This window comes from Citrobacter sp. Igbk 16 (genome assembly GCF_028069755.1).
Taxonomy (GTDB): domain Bacteria; phylum Pseudomonadota; class Gammaproteobacteria; order Enterobacterales; family Enterobacteriaceae; genus Citrobacter.
In genome coordinates, this window is sequence record NZ_JANEWJ010000010.1 from 125521 (window position 1) to 141971 (window position 16451).

11 protein-coding genes and 1 pseudogene are annotated in these 16451 nt (G+C 50.3%); 5 read left to right on the top strand and 7 right to left on the bottom strand.

Features of this window, described 5'->3' with window-relative positions; all coding sequences use genetic code 11:
- Nucleotides 1–85: 85 nt before the first annotated feature.
- The 6 genes from baeR to NNO03_RS09365 are packed head-to-tail and all read right to left on the bottom strand — an operon-like array spanning nt 86 to nt 11067.
- A complete protein-coding gene (baeR, locus tag NNO03_RS09340) occupies nt 86–808 on the bottom strand; it encodes a two-component system response regulator BaeR (RefSeq protein WP_137382236.1) in 723 nt (240 codons plus the stop codon).
- Nucleotides 805–2208 (bottom strand): two-component system sensor histidine kinase BaeS, encoded by a 1404-nt coding sequence (baeS, locus tag NNO03_RS09345; protein WP_137382237.1) that lies wholly within the window; start codon nt 2206–2208, stop codon nt 805–807. Before baeS ends, baeR begins: the two co-directional genes overlap by 4 nt.
- Nucleotides 2208–3620: an MFS transporter gene (locus tag NNO03_RS09350; protein WP_271449358.1), complete on the bottom strand. Its 1413-nt coding sequence runs from the start codon at nt 3618–3620 to the stop codon at nt 2208–2210. Before NNO03_RS09350 ends, baeS begins: the two co-directional genes overlap by 1 nt.
- Nucleotides 3617–6697: a multidrug efflux RND transporter permease subunit MdtC gene (gene mdtC, locus NNO03_RS09355; protein WP_271449359.1), complete on the bottom strand. Its 3081-nt coding sequence runs from the start codon at nt 6695–6697 to the stop codon at nt 3617–3619. Before mdtC ends, NNO03_RS09350 begins: the two co-directional genes overlap by 4 nt.
- The gene (locus NNO03_RS09360) at nt 6698–9820 is read right to left on the bottom strand and encodes an MdtB/MuxB family multidrug efflux RND transporter permease subunit (RefSeq protein WP_271449360.1); all 3123 of its coding nucleotides are present in this window, start codon (nt 9818–9820) and stop codon (nt 6698–6700) included. It lies immediately after the preceding gene.
- Nucleotides 9820–11067 carry an MdtA/MuxA family multidrug efflux RND transporter periplasmic adaptor subunit gene (locus NNO03_RS09365; protein ID WP_271449361.1) on the bottom strand — a complete coding sequence of 416 codons (1248 nt, stop codon included), beginning with the start codon at nt 11065–11067 and terminating at the stop codon, nt 9820–9822. Before NNO03_RS09365 ends, NNO03_RS09360 begins: the two co-directional genes overlap by 1 nt.
- A 279-nt stretch (nt 11068–11346) precedes the next feature.
- Here NNO03_RS09365 and NNO03_RS09370 point away from each other — a divergent pair, with 279 nt between their 5' ends.
- Nucleotides 11347–11406, top strand: a complete 60-nt coding sequence (locus NNO03_RS09370; RefSeq protein WP_100280300.1) for a type I toxin-antitoxin system Ibs family toxin — start codon at nt 11347–11349, stop codon at nt 11404–11406.
- Between the two features lie 99 nt (nt 11407–11505).
- On the opposite strand, the pseudogene yegD reads toward NNO03_RS09370, so the two are convergent.
- Nucleotides 11506–12195 (bottom strand): annotated as a pseudogene (yegD, locus tag NNO03_RS09375) (molecular chaperone); the annotation flags it as partial.
- Between the two features lie 41 nt (nt 12196–12236).
- On the opposite strand from yegD, the gene NNO03_RS09380 reads away from it, so the two are divergent.
- From NNO03_RS09380 to NNO03_RS09395, 4 genes are all read left to right on the top strand, one after another.
- Entirely contained in the window at nt 12237–13817 is a 1581-nt protein-coding gene (locus NNO03_RS09380; protein ID WP_271449362.1) for a recombinase zinc beta ribbon domain-containing protein, read from the top strand.
- Nucleotides 13818–14416: 599 nt separating this feature from the next.
- A complete protein-coding gene (locus tag NNO03_RS09385; RefSeq protein WP_271449363.1) occupies nt 14417–14569 on the top strand; it encodes a hypothetical protein in 153 nt (50 codons plus the stop codon).
- A 1-nt stretch (nt 14570) separates the two neighbouring features.
- Nucleotides 14571–14819 carry a hypothetical protein gene (locus tag NNO03_RS09390; RefSeq protein WP_271449364.1) on the top strand — a complete coding sequence of 83 codons (249 nt, stop codon included), beginning with the start codon at nt 14571–14573 and terminating at the stop codon, nt 14817–14819.
- 43 nt (nt 14820–14862) lie between these two features.
- Nucleotides 14863–16451: hypothetical protein (locus NNO03_RS09395; RefSeq protein ID WP_271449365.1), on the top strand; the 1589-nt coding region annotated here is incomplete at its 3' end.

Genomic DNA, 16451 nt, shown 5'->3' on the forward strand with positions numbered 1-16451 from the left:
ATTGTATCGCTGCGTGACGGGCAGGTAAAGTTATTGTGCCGGGTGGGCGTTTTGCCTTACCCGGCCTTGATTGACGTCTGGCAGATTAAGCAATCCGACAGGCATCGGCTTCCCAGCGATATCCTACGCCATAGACCGCGCGGATAAACGACTGCTCTGCATCCAGCGATTCCAGTTTGCGGCGCAGGTTCTTGATATGGCTGTCGATGGTGCGGTCGGTAACGACGCGGTAGTCATCGTAGAGATGGTTGAGCAATTGCTCGCGGGAGAACACTTTTCCCGGTTCATGCGATAGCGTTTTGAGTAAGCGAAATTCAGCGGGCGTCAGGTCGAGCATTTTTCCACGCCACGATGCCTGAAAACGGCCTTCATCGACGATCAGAGGACTTTCTGCATCCATCTGTTGCAACTCGCGCTGTGGTTTACAACGGCGCAGGATCGTTTTCACTCGTGCGACGACTTCCCGCGGGCTGTACGGTTTACAAATGTAGTCATCTGCACCGATCTCCAGCCCCAGCAGGCGGTCAATCTCTTCGATTTTGGCGGTCACCATCATAATCGGGACGTCAGAGAAACGACGAATTTCCCGACACAAAGTCAGACCGTCGGTACCTGGCAACATCAGATCTAACAAGATCAGGTCGGGTGGCGTCTGGCGTACGTAAGGCAACACCTGATCGCCGTGGTTGATGAGCGTAGGGGCATAGCTTGCCGCACGCAGGTAGTCGATGAGCAGTTGCCCCAGCTTGGGTTCGTCTTCCACGATCAGAATACGCGGCGTGTTTTCATCAATGGGTAACTCAGTCATACATCTCTCTGTAAGTCGCGTTCCAGCGGTAACTCTACTGTAATGCTAACCCCGCCAAAAGGCGAATGGGCGGCGCGGATCAGACCATTATGCGCCTGGACAATGTTGACGCAAATCGCCAGCCCCAGCCCGGACCCTCCGCTGGCCCGGTTACGGGACCCTTCGGTACGATAAAAACGTTCAAACAGTTTCTGTAGCTGTTCGTCGCTAACGCCGGGGGCGGAATCGGCGAAGGTTAATAACACCATCCGCTCGCGCTGTTCGGCGCTGATATGCAGACCGCCCCCGCTGTCGGTGTAGCGTAGGCTGTTTTCCAGTAGGTTGTTAAACAGTTGCATCAGGCGATCCCTGTCGCCAAAGACCGTCATGCTGTCCGGGAGTGAAAGTTGGATCGTCAGTCCACGACTGGCGAAGCGTTCGCGAAACGCGCCGCTCGCCACTTCCAGCAGAGGGATCAGATCCAGCGAGGTTTTCTGGTAGGCCAACGCACCTTCATCAGACATAGAAAGCTGGTGGAGATCGTCTACCAGTTTGGTGAGCGTACCCACTTCGGCCTGCAATGAGGCTACCGAATCCGGGGTGAACTGACGTACACCATCCTGAATAGCTTCGAGTTCGCCGCGTAAAACTGCCAGCGGCGTGCGCAGTTCGTGAGAGATATCAGCCATAAAGTCCCGGCGCATCTGCTGGTTTTTTTCCAGCGTACTGGCGAGCTGGTTGAAATCCTGCGCCAGTTTGCCCAGTTCATCGGTACTGGTGGGGACCACGCGGGTGGTAAAATCGCCGGCAGCCAGTTTGTGTGTGCCTTCCACCAACCGCTTAACCGGGGCGAGCAGGCTGCGCGCTAGCGTAAACGTCGCCAGCGCGGCAAGGATCGTGGAGAGCGCCACGATAAGCCAACTGGATCGTCTTTGCTGCATGTCGAAATTGATATCCGTATTCCGCGTTAAACGTTCTACGGGCGAGGCGATCACGGCACCCACTTCGCTGCCGTTAACGCGTATGGGATGGCGCATGCCGTCGCGAGGAACTGGGCCGCGTGGGCCGACCAGCACGCGGGCACTTTGATCGACCACCCAAAATTGCGTACGCCAGCCGTGCGGCGGCATGCCGGGTCCCGGTTTATCATCGTCATTGTCGTGTTCAAAAGAGCGCAGGATCTGGAAAACAAAACGATCGTTATTGCGTAAGAATCGCCAGTTGCCGTGCTGCTCGTACTGCTCGCTTAACGCATCGCTGAGCATTTGCAGCCGCTGTTCGTTGCCGTGCTTGATATAGTCAATAAAACCACGTTCGAAGCTAATACGGACGGCCCAGTGCATGCTGATCAGCAACACAATGCAGGTGGCGAAAATAGCCAGAAAGAGTTTGCCGGTGATACCGGGCCGCCAGAACTTCATCAGGTGCTCCTTTTGCGCCGTGAAATCACCGCGTTGGTCTGCGTGTCGTTCGGCACGCGGGAAAAAATGATGGCAGGTAGTGCGATAAGAAACGCAATGCACAGCCAGGTGTACATAAAGACGGTATGCGTAGACGCGCTGTCGATGGCGATATGCTGCTGCCCGAACATGCCTAACAACAGACCGGCGATGGTTACCCCGATACTCATCGACAGTTGCATGATCATCGACAGCAGGCTGTTGCCGCTGCTTGCGAGTTCATCCGGCAGGTCTTTTAGCGTCAGCGTGTTCATTGAGGAGAAGCGGGTAGAATTGACCATTCCCTGTAAGAACAGTATGAACGGCAGGGCGTAATACCAACCGAGTAACGCGGTGCTCATCAGCAACAGGCTGACCATCGACAGGGCAAGCGTGGTGGTGACCAGTACGCGACGGTAGCCAAACCGGTTGACGACCTGAACCACGATGCGTTTCATTCCCATACTGCCCAGCACCATCGGGATCATCATCAATCCGGCATGAAATGGTGAAAAGCCCAATCCAATCTGCAGGAAAACTGGGGTCATGAACGGTAACATTCCGCTACCAATCCGCCCGGCAAAGCTGCCGAACAGGCCTAACGAGAAGGTGTGTGTACGAAAAAGATGCAGGCTAAACAGTGCACGAGGGTTGTTGTGGGCATGTTTCAGATACAGCAGGATCGCCAGTACGCCACAGATAACCAGTGCTGCCAGCGTGATGTGGGAAATGCCGGTTCCCTTACTACCATCGAGCGCTAACGTGAGTACCGCCATGCCGACAGCCAGCATCATGAATCCAGAAAGATCGAAACGACGAGTTTGCATGGTGTAGTTGGGCATCAGCATTAGCGTCGCTATTGCCCCGACAATGCCAACCGGAATGTTAATCAGAAATATCCAGTGCCAGGAGGCATATTCCACCAGGATACCACCTAATGCCGGGCCCAGAAGAGGGCCAATCTGACCGGGCAAGGTGACGAATGTCATTGCCGCCATGTATTGCTCACGTGGGACGATTTTCATCACCGTCAACCTGCCGACGGGCACCATCATCGCGCCGCCTACACCTTGTAACACGCGAGCCATCACCAGTTCATCCAGCGTTCCGGACCAGGCGCAAAAAAGCGATCCCAGCGTAAACAGAATGATCGCGGTGAAGAATATATTGCGCACACCGATTTTATCGGCCAGCCAACCGCTGGCGGGGAGCATTACGGCGACGGTAAGTACATACGACACAATGACCATGTGCATATGCAGTGGACTTTCCCCGAGGCTTTTGGCCATCGAGGGAAGCGCGGTGTTGACGATGGTGGTATCCAGCGACTGCATAAAAAAGCCAAATGCCACAATCCAAAGTTGCCAGCGGGTGCTGTCGGGAAGTTCTGTCATAACTCTGCTACCGGTTTGCTGTTTTTACGCGAAAAACGCAGACGCAGACGGTCGAAAAAGAGATAGACCACCGGAGTGGTGTACAGCGTAAGTAGCTGACTGACAACCAGCCCGCCAACAATGGTTATCCCCAATGGTTGACGCAGCTCAGAGCCGTCACCTGCGGATAATACCAGCGGCAGCGCACCAAACAGGGCCGCCAGCGTGGTCATCATTATTGGGCGAAAACGCAGCAGGCAGGCCTGGAAAATCGCTTCTTCCGGCTGCAACTTGCCATTTCTCTGCGCTTCCAGCGCAAAATCGACCATCATGATGGCGTTTTTCTTCACAATGCCAATTAATAGCATGATCCCTATCAGGGCGATTAGGCTGAACGGGGCATTGAACAGCTCCAGCGCCAGTAAGGCCCCAACGCCGGCAGAAGGCAGCGTGGAGAGAATAGTCAGCGGGTGAACGTAGCTTTCATACAGCATACCCAGCACGATATAGACGGTGGCGATGGCGGCGATAATCAGGATCACCTGTGAATTCATGGTGTCCTGAAATACCTGCGCGGTACCCGCAAAGCTACCACGCACCGTCGACGGTACCCCAAGCTGGGTCATGGTTCGGTTGATGGCCTCCGTTGCTTCAGAGAGTGAAGAACCGGTCGGCAGGTTAAATGATACGGTTGAGGCGGCAGACAACCCCTGGTGATTCACCGATAGCGGCGCATTTGCCGGTTGCCATTTGGCAAAGTACGACAACGGTATTGCTTTGCCATCGCTGTTAATGACGAACATTTTGTCCAGGGCGCTGATATCCTGGGTGTAGCGTGGGTCGACTTCCATCACCACTTTGTATTGGTTCATCGGCTGATAGATGGTTGAAATTTGTCGCTGACCAAAGGCGTTATTCAGCAGGCTGTTGGCAGCTTCAACGTCGATTCCCAGACGTGACATGATGTCACGATCGTAGGTCAGATTCATTTCCGCGCCGTTGTCCTGCTGATCGGAGTTGACGTCCGCCAGCTGGGGCAGGGCGGCCAGCGCCTTACGAATTTTTGGTTCCCATTCGCGTAGTGCGGCGAGGTCATCTGACAACAGAGTGTATTGGTAGCTGGCATTAGCCTGACGACCGCCGACGCGAATATCCTGCACCGCCATCAGAAACAGGTTTGCGCCGGGTTCTTTGGCAAGCTTCACACGCAGGCGGTCGATCACCTGTTGCGCTGTTTCGTGACGTTCTCCACGTGGCTTCAGGGTGATAAACATCATCCCACTGTTGACGCGTGAGCCGCCGGTAAATCCGGTGACGTTATTCACCGCAGGATCGTCGCGGATGATCTTCATAAAGTCCTGCAGTTTGCCCCGCATCGCCTGAAACGAAATGCTCTGATCGGCTTGGATCCCGCCCATGAGCACGCCAGTATCCTGCTCCGGGAAGAAGGTTTTGGGGATTGAAATATAGAGCCAGACGTTCAGGGCAATGGTTGCGAGTAGCACCACGCCCACCATGCGTGTGTGGCGCAGCACCCACTTCAGCGAGGTGGCGTAGCTTTGTTGTAATGCCACCAGTACACGGCCAAATCCCCGCTTACGCGATTGTTCGCGTGGCGTGCTGGATTTGAGCATCCAGCCACACATCATCGGCGTCAACGTCAGCGATACCAGCAGTGAAATACCGATAGCCACCGACAGGGTGACGGCAAACTCGCGTAACAGACGACCTGGCAGCCCGCCCATTAACAGCAGTGGCAGAAACACCGCCACCAGCGACAGGCTCATGGAGAGAACCGTGAAACCCACCTCGCGCGTGCCCTGTAGCGCCGCCTGTAACGGTTTCATTCCTGCTTCGAGGTGGCGTGCAATGTTCTCCAGTACCACAATGGCATCATCGACGACAAAACCCGTCGCGATGGTTAGGGCCATTAACGACAGATTGTTGAGGCTAAATCCACACAGATACATCGCGGCAAACGTACCAATCAGCGAGACCGGAACCGCAACGGCGGGGATCAGGGTGGCACGCCCGGAGCGCAGGAAGACAAACACCACCAGGATAACCAACGCGACGGAGATAATCAGCGTTTGTTCTACTTCAGCCAGCGAGGCGCGGATAGTGGGTGAACGATCCTGGGCGATTTGTAGATCGATAGCGGCAGGAACCAGGTTTTGTAACTCCGGTAGTTTGGCGCGAATGCTGTCGACCGTCTGAATAATATTGGCTTCCGGCAGTTTGCGGATCATCAACAGAATGGCCGGTTTGGCATTGGTCATCCCCGCATTGCGTACGTCCTGCACTGAATCACTGACAGATGCAACATCCCCCAGTCGCACAGCTGCACCGTTGTTATAGTGGATGATAACTGGCTTATATTCCGCCGCGGTTTTTAGCTCATCGTTGGTTTGTACCTGCCAGCGATGGGTTTTATCTTCGATAGCACCCTGTGGTTTACGCACGTTGGCGTTATCGATAGCGCTACGCACCGCGTCCAGCGATACACCCTGGTTAAACAGCGCCTGCGGATTAAGCCCCACACGCACGGCGGGAAGAGAGCTTCCTCCGACATCCACATCACCGACGCCGTTGATTTGTGCGATGGTCTGCGCCAGTTGCGTCGAGGCGAAATCGTATAATTCACCTTGCGAGTACGTGTCCGATGTTAGCGTCAGGATCATGATCGGGGCATCTGAAGGGTTGGCCTTCCGATACGTCGGGCGGCTGGGCATCCCGCTGGGCAGCAGGCTTTGCGCTGCGTTAATGGCGGCCTGTACGTCCCGTGCTGCACCGTTGATGTCGCGGTCAAATTTAAATTCGAGAATAATGCGCGTGCTACCAAGCGAACTGCTTGATGTCATCTCATTTACGCCCGCGATCCGCCCAAGCGAGCGTTCCAGTGGGGTTGCTACGGATGACGCCATTGTTTCGGGTGATGCTCCCGGTAGTGATGCACTGACCATGATTACCGGGAAATCAACCTGCGGCAGGGGGGCCACTGGCAACAGGCGAAAGCCAAGAATCCCGCACAGGGTAATCGCCACCGAAATAAGAATGGTCGCGACCGGGCGATGGATGAAAAGCGCAAAAAATTTCATTTACGCGTCCTCTTCCTGGCGTGGGAAGCGGTTCCTGACGTACAGCGATAAACGGTCAAAAAGCAGATAGATGACGGGCGTGGTAAACAACGTCAGGACCTGGCTTACCAGCAGACCGCCAACCATGCCAATACCTAATGGACGGCGTAACTCTGCACCTACACCGGTGCTTAGCATCAGTGGCAACGCACCCAGTAGTGCTGCCAGCGTGGTCATCAGGATAGGGCGAAAACGCAGCAGACAGGCCTGGAAAATGGCATCGCGGGGCGACATTCCCTGCTCACGTTCCGCAGCAAGGGCAAAGTCGATCATCATGATGGCGTTTTTCTTCACGATCCCGATGAGCAAAATAATGCCGATGATCGCGATCACGTCCAGTTCGCTGCCGGCAATCATGAGCGCCAGCAACGCCCCGACACCCGCAGTGGGAAGTGTAGAGAGAATCGTAATCGGGTGAATAAAGCTTTCGTACAATACGCCGAGCACGATATACATCGCGACCACTGCCGCCACAATCAGCCAGATGGTGTTGCCCAGAGCAGCCTGGAAGGCCAGCGTACTGCCCTGGAACTGAGTGGTGATATTTGCGGGCAGGTTAAGTGTTTTTTCGGCATCCTGAATCGCCTGTACCGCATCGCCTAACGACTGGTTATCTGGCACATTGAACGAGATAGTCGTCACCGGGAATTGATCGAGATGGTTAATCGATAGCGGGGCAAAACGCTGCTCAATGCTGGCGATAGCGCTGAGCGGTACGATCCCGCCATCGCTACTGGTCAGACGAATGGTATCCAGTGCTGCAAGTCCAGGTGTGCTGTCAGTGTTATGCTCTAACACCACGCGATACTGGTTTGCCTGCGTGTAGATAGTCGAAATCAAACGCTGTCCGAAGGCGTTATACAGGGCGTTATCGACATCCGCCATACTGATCCCTAAACGGCTGGCGCTGTCACGATTGACGTTCACATATGCGACCAACCCTTGATCCTGCCAGTCGCTGCTAACATCAGACAATTGTGGTAACTGCTGCAGTTTTTCAAGTAGCTGTGGGACCCACGTGCTGAGGGCGTCAAGAGAGTTAGCTTGTAACGTAAACTGGTATTGCGTTCGGCTGACCTGGGTATCAATCGTCAGATCCTGCGTGGGTTGTAGATAAAGGTCAACGCCAGGGACTCTGTCTACCTCATCCTGCAATCGGGCGATCACCTTCTGAACGCGATCGTCGCGCTCATCCAACGGTTTAAGATTAATTTGCAGACGAGCACTGTTCAGCGCGGGGTTAGTGCCGTCAACACCCACGAAGGCCGTCAGGCTTTCTACCGCAGGATCGTTAAGGATCACATCGGAAACCTGGCGTTGACGCTGGGCCATGCTGGAAAATGAACTGGATTGCGGAGCCTGCAGTGTACCCTGAATAATGCCGTTATCCTGAATCGGGAAGAAACCTTTTGGGATAAACACCCACAGCATGACACTCAGGGCCAACGTACCGAGGGCTACGCTAAGCGTCAACCACGGGTGGTTAAGTACTTTTGCCAGCCAGTGGCCGTATCCGGCAATCACCCGATCGAACATTTTTTCTGAGGCGCGGGAGAAGCGGTTTTGCTTACGCAATGACGCCTGACTGAGCATGCGCGCGCACATCATCGGTGTAAGGGTGAGCGATACGACGGCGGAAATCAGAATCGCCACTGCCAGCGTAACGGCGAATTCACGGAACAAGCGCCCGACGATATCGCCCATGAATAGCAGTGGAATCAATACCGCAATCAATGAAAACGTCAGGGAGATGATGGTGAAACCAATCTCGCCCGCACCTTTCAGGGCAGCGGTCAGTGGTTTTTCCCCTTTTTCGATATAGCGCGAAATATTCTCGATAACCACAATGGCATCATCCACCACAAAACCCGTGGCGATGGTCAGCGCCATCAATGTCAGATTGTTGATGGAGAAATCAAGAAACACCATTACCGCGAAGGTCCCGATCAGCGATAGCGGAACGGCAACCGCAGGAATGATGGTGGCAGGAATATTGCGTAGAAACAGGTAGATAATCATGACGACCAACGCAATTGCCAGCATCAGTTCGAACTGAGTGTCGGCAACGGAAGCGCGAATATTGGTCGTACGATCCGAAAGTACAGTTACCTTCACCGATTTCGGCAGGCTTTCCGTCAGTTGCGGCAGCATTTGCCGAATACTGTCCGCCGTGGAGATAATATTTGCGCCAGGTTGACGCTGTACGTTCATCACGATGGCTTGTTGTTTGTTGGCCCATGCCCCAAGCCAGCTGTTTTCTGCACCTTGTTCGACGGTCGCGACATCACCCAGTCGTACCGGTGCACCATTTTTATAGGCAACGATTAACTGGCGATACTCATCGGCAGACTGCATCTGGTCATTAGCGGAAAGTGTAACGGCGCGCGTTGGCCCATCAAGACTCCCTTTGGCGGAATTGACGTTGGCGCCGGTAATCGCCGTGCGGATGGTTTCGCTGGTCAGGCCGAGCGCTGCAATCGCCTGTGCATTAAGCTTCACGCGGACCGCAGGACGCTGGCCGCCAGAAAGTGTTACCAGGCCAACACCAGAAACCTGGGAGATTTTCTGTGCGACGCGGGTTTCCACCATATCTTCCACCTGCGTCATCGGCATGGCGGTCGAGGTGACGGCCAACGTCATGATCGGCGGATCCGCTGGATTAACTTTGCTGTAGACCGGTGGGTTAGGCAGGTCACTCGGTAATAAGTTGGTGGCGGCATTGATGGCGGCCTGAACTTCCTGCTCAGCAACATCCAGTGGCAGGGTCAGTTGAAACTGCAACGTGACGACCGATGCACCACCGGAACTTTGGGAGGACATTTGTTTCAGGCCGGACATCTGCCCGAACTGGCGTTCAAGCGGAGCGGTAACCGCCGACGTCATGACATCCGGGCTGGCTCCGGGATAGAGCGTTATGACCTGAATGGTGGGGTAATCCACTTCTGGTAATGCAGCAATGGGCAGGAAACGATAGCCGATAATACCGGCAAGCAAAATCGCGACCATCAGTAACGTGGTGGCGACAGGGCGCAGAATGAACAGGCGGGACGGGCCGCCTGTATTGCCGGGAGGTAACACCTGCATCAGGAGCTCGCTCCTTTTTTGCCATACCCGCGCGGTGCGGTTTTGTCGTCGCTGCCAGTGGCGGCGTGAGCCTCCACGACCTCGACTTTAGCCCCTTCCGTCAGACGATCAATACCGTCGGTTACGACGCGATCGCCCGCGGATAGCCCGGCGGAGATAACGACATTCTGGCTGTCCTGAATACCCGGTTTAACCAGATGTTTGCTGACTTTGTTGTCGTTGTTCAGTACCCAGACAAAGTGGCCTTCGTTACCCATTTGTAGTGCGGCAGTCGGGATCACGACGGCATTATGTTCCGTATCGACGAGCATGCGAGCGTTAACAAACTGATTCGGGAACAAGGCATCGTCCTGGTTGTTAAAGCGGGCCTTTGCTTTGATGGTGCCGGTGGTAGCGTCAATCTGGTTGTCGAGGCTCAGCAGCACACCTTCGCTCAGTTTTTTCGAGTTGGTACGGTCCCAGGCCTCAACTTTTAGTGGCGTCCCCGATTTCTGTGCCTGTACTACGGTCGCGATATCGTTCTCTGGCAGAGTGAAAACCAGATCAATAGGATGGGTTTGTGTAATGACGACAATCCCGGTGGTATCGCTGCTGGATATCTGGTTACCCACATCCACAAGCTTCAGGCCCACCCGACCATCAACAGGAGCCGTTATCCGGCTCCAGTCGAGTTGTAATTGCGCGCTGGCGACGCTGGCTTCATCGGCTTTTATCGTCCCTTGTGTTTCGTTGACCAGCGCCTGTTGTGCATCCAGTTCCTGACGAGAGACCAGATTCGTTTTGACCAATTGCTGATAGCGGGCGAGGTCGCGACGAGCATTGGCTAGCGTGGCTTTATCTTTCGCTAGCTGTCCCTGCGCCTGAGCCAACGCAACGTTAAACTGGCTCGGGTCGATCTCGGCCAGCAGATCGCCGGCTTTCACCTGTTGCCCTTCCTGAAAGTGTATGGCGATGAGTTGGCCGTCCACGCGACTGCGTACCGTCGCGGTGTTCGCGGCAGTAATGGTACCCAGCCCGGTCAGATAGCGTGGAACCGCTTGTTCGACTGCCGTAGCCGCCTGAACCGGAGCCAACGGACCGGAACGCATTCCTCGCCGTCCCGTTGCCGGAGCGGGTTGTGTCTGACGGGTCGCGCCGGGGGCTGTTCCCTGAGGTTCGCTGCGACTTTGCCAGAACCAGAAGGCGGCGATGGCGGCCACGACGATCACGATTACTATCACCCAGCGGGATTTGTTACGGCCTTTCATTGTTATGAGTTTCTCATCCTGAAACGTTTCGCGGAATGATACTAGTTTAGCCAGTGAACAAGGGAGAAAAATGGAGGAATTATGAAACACTGTCGGGATTCGTCTGAATGACGGCGCGGCTTTGCGAGGCATTACGCAACAATCAGCAGCGAAAATCGCCAATGCGAAATAGTGTGTCAGAGTGTGGTCAAGGCAATAAGGAGGTAAGCCAGAGATTTCAGCGGGACGCTGGAACGGGAAAACCCCTCCCGAGGAAGGGGCCAAAAAAAGGAAAGGGTTATGATGAAGCAGGTCATCATACTGGTGATACTCTTAGTCATTAGCTTCGCGGCTTACTAAGACACCAGGGGGAGGGTAAAACCTCCCTAACCCTCACTCCTGAAAGTAATCCACAGTAACGATGATGTCAATACGCACGCTTTTCAGCCTGCGAGCGACTTAGCGGAAAACCACTTCCGCCCAGCGAGCCAGCCCTGCGGTGACAGAGCCAAAGTCATCGCCACCGGCGATAGGGATCCCCGGAAGCTGTTCAGCAAGGGCTTTTTTGATCAGCGGTGAACGGGCGCTACCGCCGGTCAGATAAATGACATCTGGTTTTTCCTGCGCGTTATCCAGCGCTAACTGAACCTGCTCAAGAATACGTGCCAGCGGTTGATTTAACGCCGCTTCCAGTCCTTGCTGGCTGATAGCGGTGGCCAGCGTATCGCTGATAAATGGCAGTGCCGCGGTAACGTTTGTCTGGTCAGAAAGCGCAATTTTGCTCTCTTCTGCGCTGCGTACCAGGCGATAACTCAGGCGTTCACGCCAGACTTTAAGCAGCAGCGCCACTTTGTCTGCTTCACGTGCATCGCGGATCAGATCGTTGAGTAAACGTCCGTTGGCGGTGCTGTAGAAATCACTTTGTGCCGGAACATCATTGATCGCGACCGCGTTCCACCAGGGCAAAATCGGCAATGCGATGCCTTTTTCCGTTTCGCCGCCCATACCCAGCAGTGGCATCAGATGTTTAAAGGCCAACGCAATATCCAGATCGTTACCGCCCACGCGGCAACCGCTGTGTCCCAGCAGGCTGTTTTCGCGATCGGCGCGCTGATGCCATTGCGGTCCCATTAGCAGTAGCGAACAGTTGTGTTAGTATGTACACCACGCTAAAGCAATGAGGAAACAGCATGTTAGTACCAGTATGGAGTTATGCACGTATATCTACTATGAATCAGGTAGATGGTTTTGGGATACAGCGTCAGGTGAACACAATAAACCAGTTTCTACAGTACATTACTCTAGATCACAGACTGCCTTTTACGCTCGACACAGAGAACATCACACAGATGGTATCAGAGGGTAAGAGTGCCTTTAGAGGGAAGAACTGGAAGCCTAACACAGAGCTAGGGAAGTATCGAAAAATGGTAATGGATGGTGTATTACCAGATTCGGTACTAATTGCGGAAAATCTAGATCGTTTGACCAGATTAGACCCTTTTCAGGCGGTTGAGATCATTTCTGGTTTAATTAACCGTGGAACTACCATTCTAGAAATAGAAACGGGTATGACATATTCACGTTACATACCGGAAAGTATTACCGTTCTTACTATGCAGATTAATAGGGCTAATGGTGAGTCTAAACGTAAATCAGTGATGATGAAAAAGTCACATGAAAATAGATTCGGTAATGTCTCTAAGGTACGTCCTAGATGGTTCGATGTTGTAGAAATCGATGGTATTAAACAATACCGTACTAATTCAACGGCAAAGGCGATACAGCGTATGTATAACGATTATGTAAATGGCATTGGTGCAGCACAGATAGTTAGAACATATGAACGTACAGATAATGGTAAACCGTGGACACTTGTTACCGTTCTACGTGCATTAAGTGATAAGCGGGTAGCAGATGATGCCCGTTATCCACCAATCGTTGATAAGGAACTCTATGAACGTGTTCAGGCTATGAAAATATCCTCAGCACCGAAGGGCAATACTCATCAAAAGAATATGCTTAATGTATTTTCGGGAATGTCACGTTGCCCCCTATGCCAACAGGCCATAATAACGAAGCGTAACAGCCATGGGGGACTTTTTACGGTATGTTTAGGCAAACGTACAGATAAAACCTGTGAAGCTCGTAGCATCGCTTACAATGCGTTAGAACGCCCCCTATTAAATGCAATCGTGGGACTTGATTTTAGTGAAGTATATGGACGGGAAGAATCTAGTGTTGTTACCCTGCGTGATCAGTGGATTCAAAATGAAAGGGATATTGCGGCGTTTCGTGAACGTTTGAATAAAGCGAGTAGGCATGAAAAGTTTGCAATCTTGGATGAACTGGAAGTGATGAACCGTGAGCAGGAAGAACTAACCATTAGATTAAAATCAGTTGATGCCCCAAAAGATATCAAGATTGATTTTGATGATACTAAGTTAGATATGGATATCAACTATCGTATTGAACTAAACAACCGTATGAAGAAGTTAATACAGCGTATGGATATAGTGAGGGCAGATGTATCTAAATCTAAGTATACAATCTTCTGTACTATTAAGTATTGGACGGAAGTATTATCCCACTTAGTAATAATTGATGTTGATATACAACGTATGGGTAAAGGTGGGGCTAATCAATTAACTACTACCCTCAGATCTGTAAGTAGTTTAGATACTGATGGGAACCTCAAAGGCAATCCAGATGCAGAGGCACTAGAGTATTGGGAGAATGTAGTATCTAAAGCAGTAGCTAAAAGTTTAGCTTAAGTATATAATCATCCCATAACAGGAATTACCCAAGTATTCATACCCCATTTCGTGATGTCGCAAATGGGGTATTTTTTTTATTTGACAGAACGTAGTGATACCTGTATCATGTTTGGACGGGGTAATTACGCCCCTCTCATAACAATTTAGTACCCCCTATCGAAACTTTGGTACACGATCCCCCGCTTTGGGGGATTTTTTTCATTTGAGGCTCTTTTTTCATGTAGTTGATAAATAACTATACATGAACAGGAGAACTACATGAAAACACTAATACTATTCATTCTAGGCTTCATAGTTATGGTTACGGGATTAATCGAATACCTTTTCATAGGTTGTTTAATCTGGCTAGGACTATGCACCATTGCAGAGATAATAAATCTCTTTAGAAAACAACAATTTACAAAAAGTCAAGCAAAAACTTGGGACAAATGACCAAACGTGTGATATAATATACGTATAATCAAACGCATTTCACCCCGTTTCCGTTCGGAAATGATAAATAAGTTTGTAATTTTTATATAATTCTCCTCTTTAATTAAGATAACCCCTTTATGGGGTATCTTTATACTTCGAGGAACAACAAAAAGGTAAACAAAATGAAATCAACTAAATCAATAACAGTAGCAGCAAAAATTAGCCAAGACCAAATAGACGCACTTGATAAGCTAGTAACAGATGGTGTTGCTAAAACTCGGTCGGCGGCGATTCAATATCTAATTTCACAACATATGATTTTAGGGAGTAAGTAAGATGTTAAAACTAGGTAATTTCACATTCAAGGATATCCATGTAGTAGAAGATGTAATGAATGATAATCACCCCACAATAGTATGTGACTTCTATTATGAAGATGAAGTAATGCTAACTGGCGTAATCATCGGCGTTAAGTTCTGGAAGAATTTCAGGGATGCAGTAAAACTAGCAGGTGAACAATCGATGATTGGGAAGGTCGATTTGGAACTACTCAAATTACTACTAAAAAGCAATAAAGACTACTAAATATCAAACAGGCAGGATGCCACAATCTATATAAGGAAATAATATGAAATATACACACTATAAAAACCGTTTCAGTAGTAAAGAAAAGGGTGTAAGTCACCTAATCGGGGAATGGACAGATATAGTAGATTTATTCACGGATAAATCACAATGGCGTAGTTTTACCGCCAACACAAAAACAGAATATGATACGGCTAAGGAACAATTTGATGCTATCGTAATGGCAGAAATGAAACCTAACATGCCACGAACCGCAGATAACGTTATAGCATTCTATGCGATTGTTCTAGATATTGATGATGGTGCAACGTATGCAGATGTTCGTAAGGATCTACAGGCATACGAACACATCATTTATTCAAGTGGTGGGACTGGTCTTAAATCTGGTGATCGTTTTCGTGTAGTTTTACCATTGAATGAACCAATGAAGGCTACAGAATGGAAGAATTATAATACTTCACTAACAGAACGTTTTCCATATTCAGATCAGTCATTCAAAAAAGGTATTCAGATTCAATACCTACCAGTTTACAACACGGTATATTCCAGTAGTTTTGTTGTATATCATAATAAGGGTGATTGGTTTGATTATAAGAACCCAAATGATCTACCTTATGTTGAAAATCAAAGTATTGAATCAATCGTAAAGAATGTAGTTTTTGATGAAGCACAATTTACAGATGAAGAATTTCTAGAACTAGCTAAGGCAATCATTGATCATCAATCAGGCCAATTAGAATATGAAGAACGTCGTTTGCTAGCACAACGCCTAAAACATATCGGTATGGATGATTTTTCTATTGTTCAGATCCTAAATCAAGTAAGCCGTCCGGGATATTCACGCAGTAACGAAGATATCGTAGCTGGGGCAAATGGTCAGTATGCACACGTAGAAGGACTTTACAAGCACGTAGCAAAGGGAACACGTATACCTGCTATCGAGCGTCGTATCGTTCGTTCAACGCATCATACAGAACAGCCACAAGAAGTATCAGTATATGATGGTGAATGGATACTAGGGGATGGGGAGTATCTAAGTGATATTTTCAATGCTATGGATTTTTCAACAGGTGTTAACCTTCTAATATCAGATGTTGGGACTGGTAAATCTACACAATTCATGAAGGATAGCAATGCCCCGAATGGTAGCGGTATGTTTGATTTTGTGAATAAACCAGAACCAGAACCAGAAGTAGAAGTGAAAAGTGAAGGTGTAAAAGATGGTTACTTATTCCTAGCACCACTCACGAGTATTGTTCTTTCCTTCGATGGTGATAATAAAACTAACGGTACTGGGATTGCAACGTGGAACCAAATTGAATCTATAATCAAATCAAAAGATAAAACTATGTATAAGGATATGACTTTAGTCATTGATGAATGTCATGGTTTATTCGCTGATTATGGTTATAAGGCTAGGACAATCAACCGTCTTATTTCAATGTTTGGTTGTTTCAAAAGTGTAATTCTAATGTCTGGAACAGTCCAGCCAAGTGATTTTTCATCCGTTGTGTTCAATAAGGTATATCGGGTACATAAACCATCTAAGAGCGTAAAGCGTATTCATACGTTCTTTGCAACTAAGAAAGATGAATGTGTAATTGATCATATTCAGAATTCTACTAATAAAAC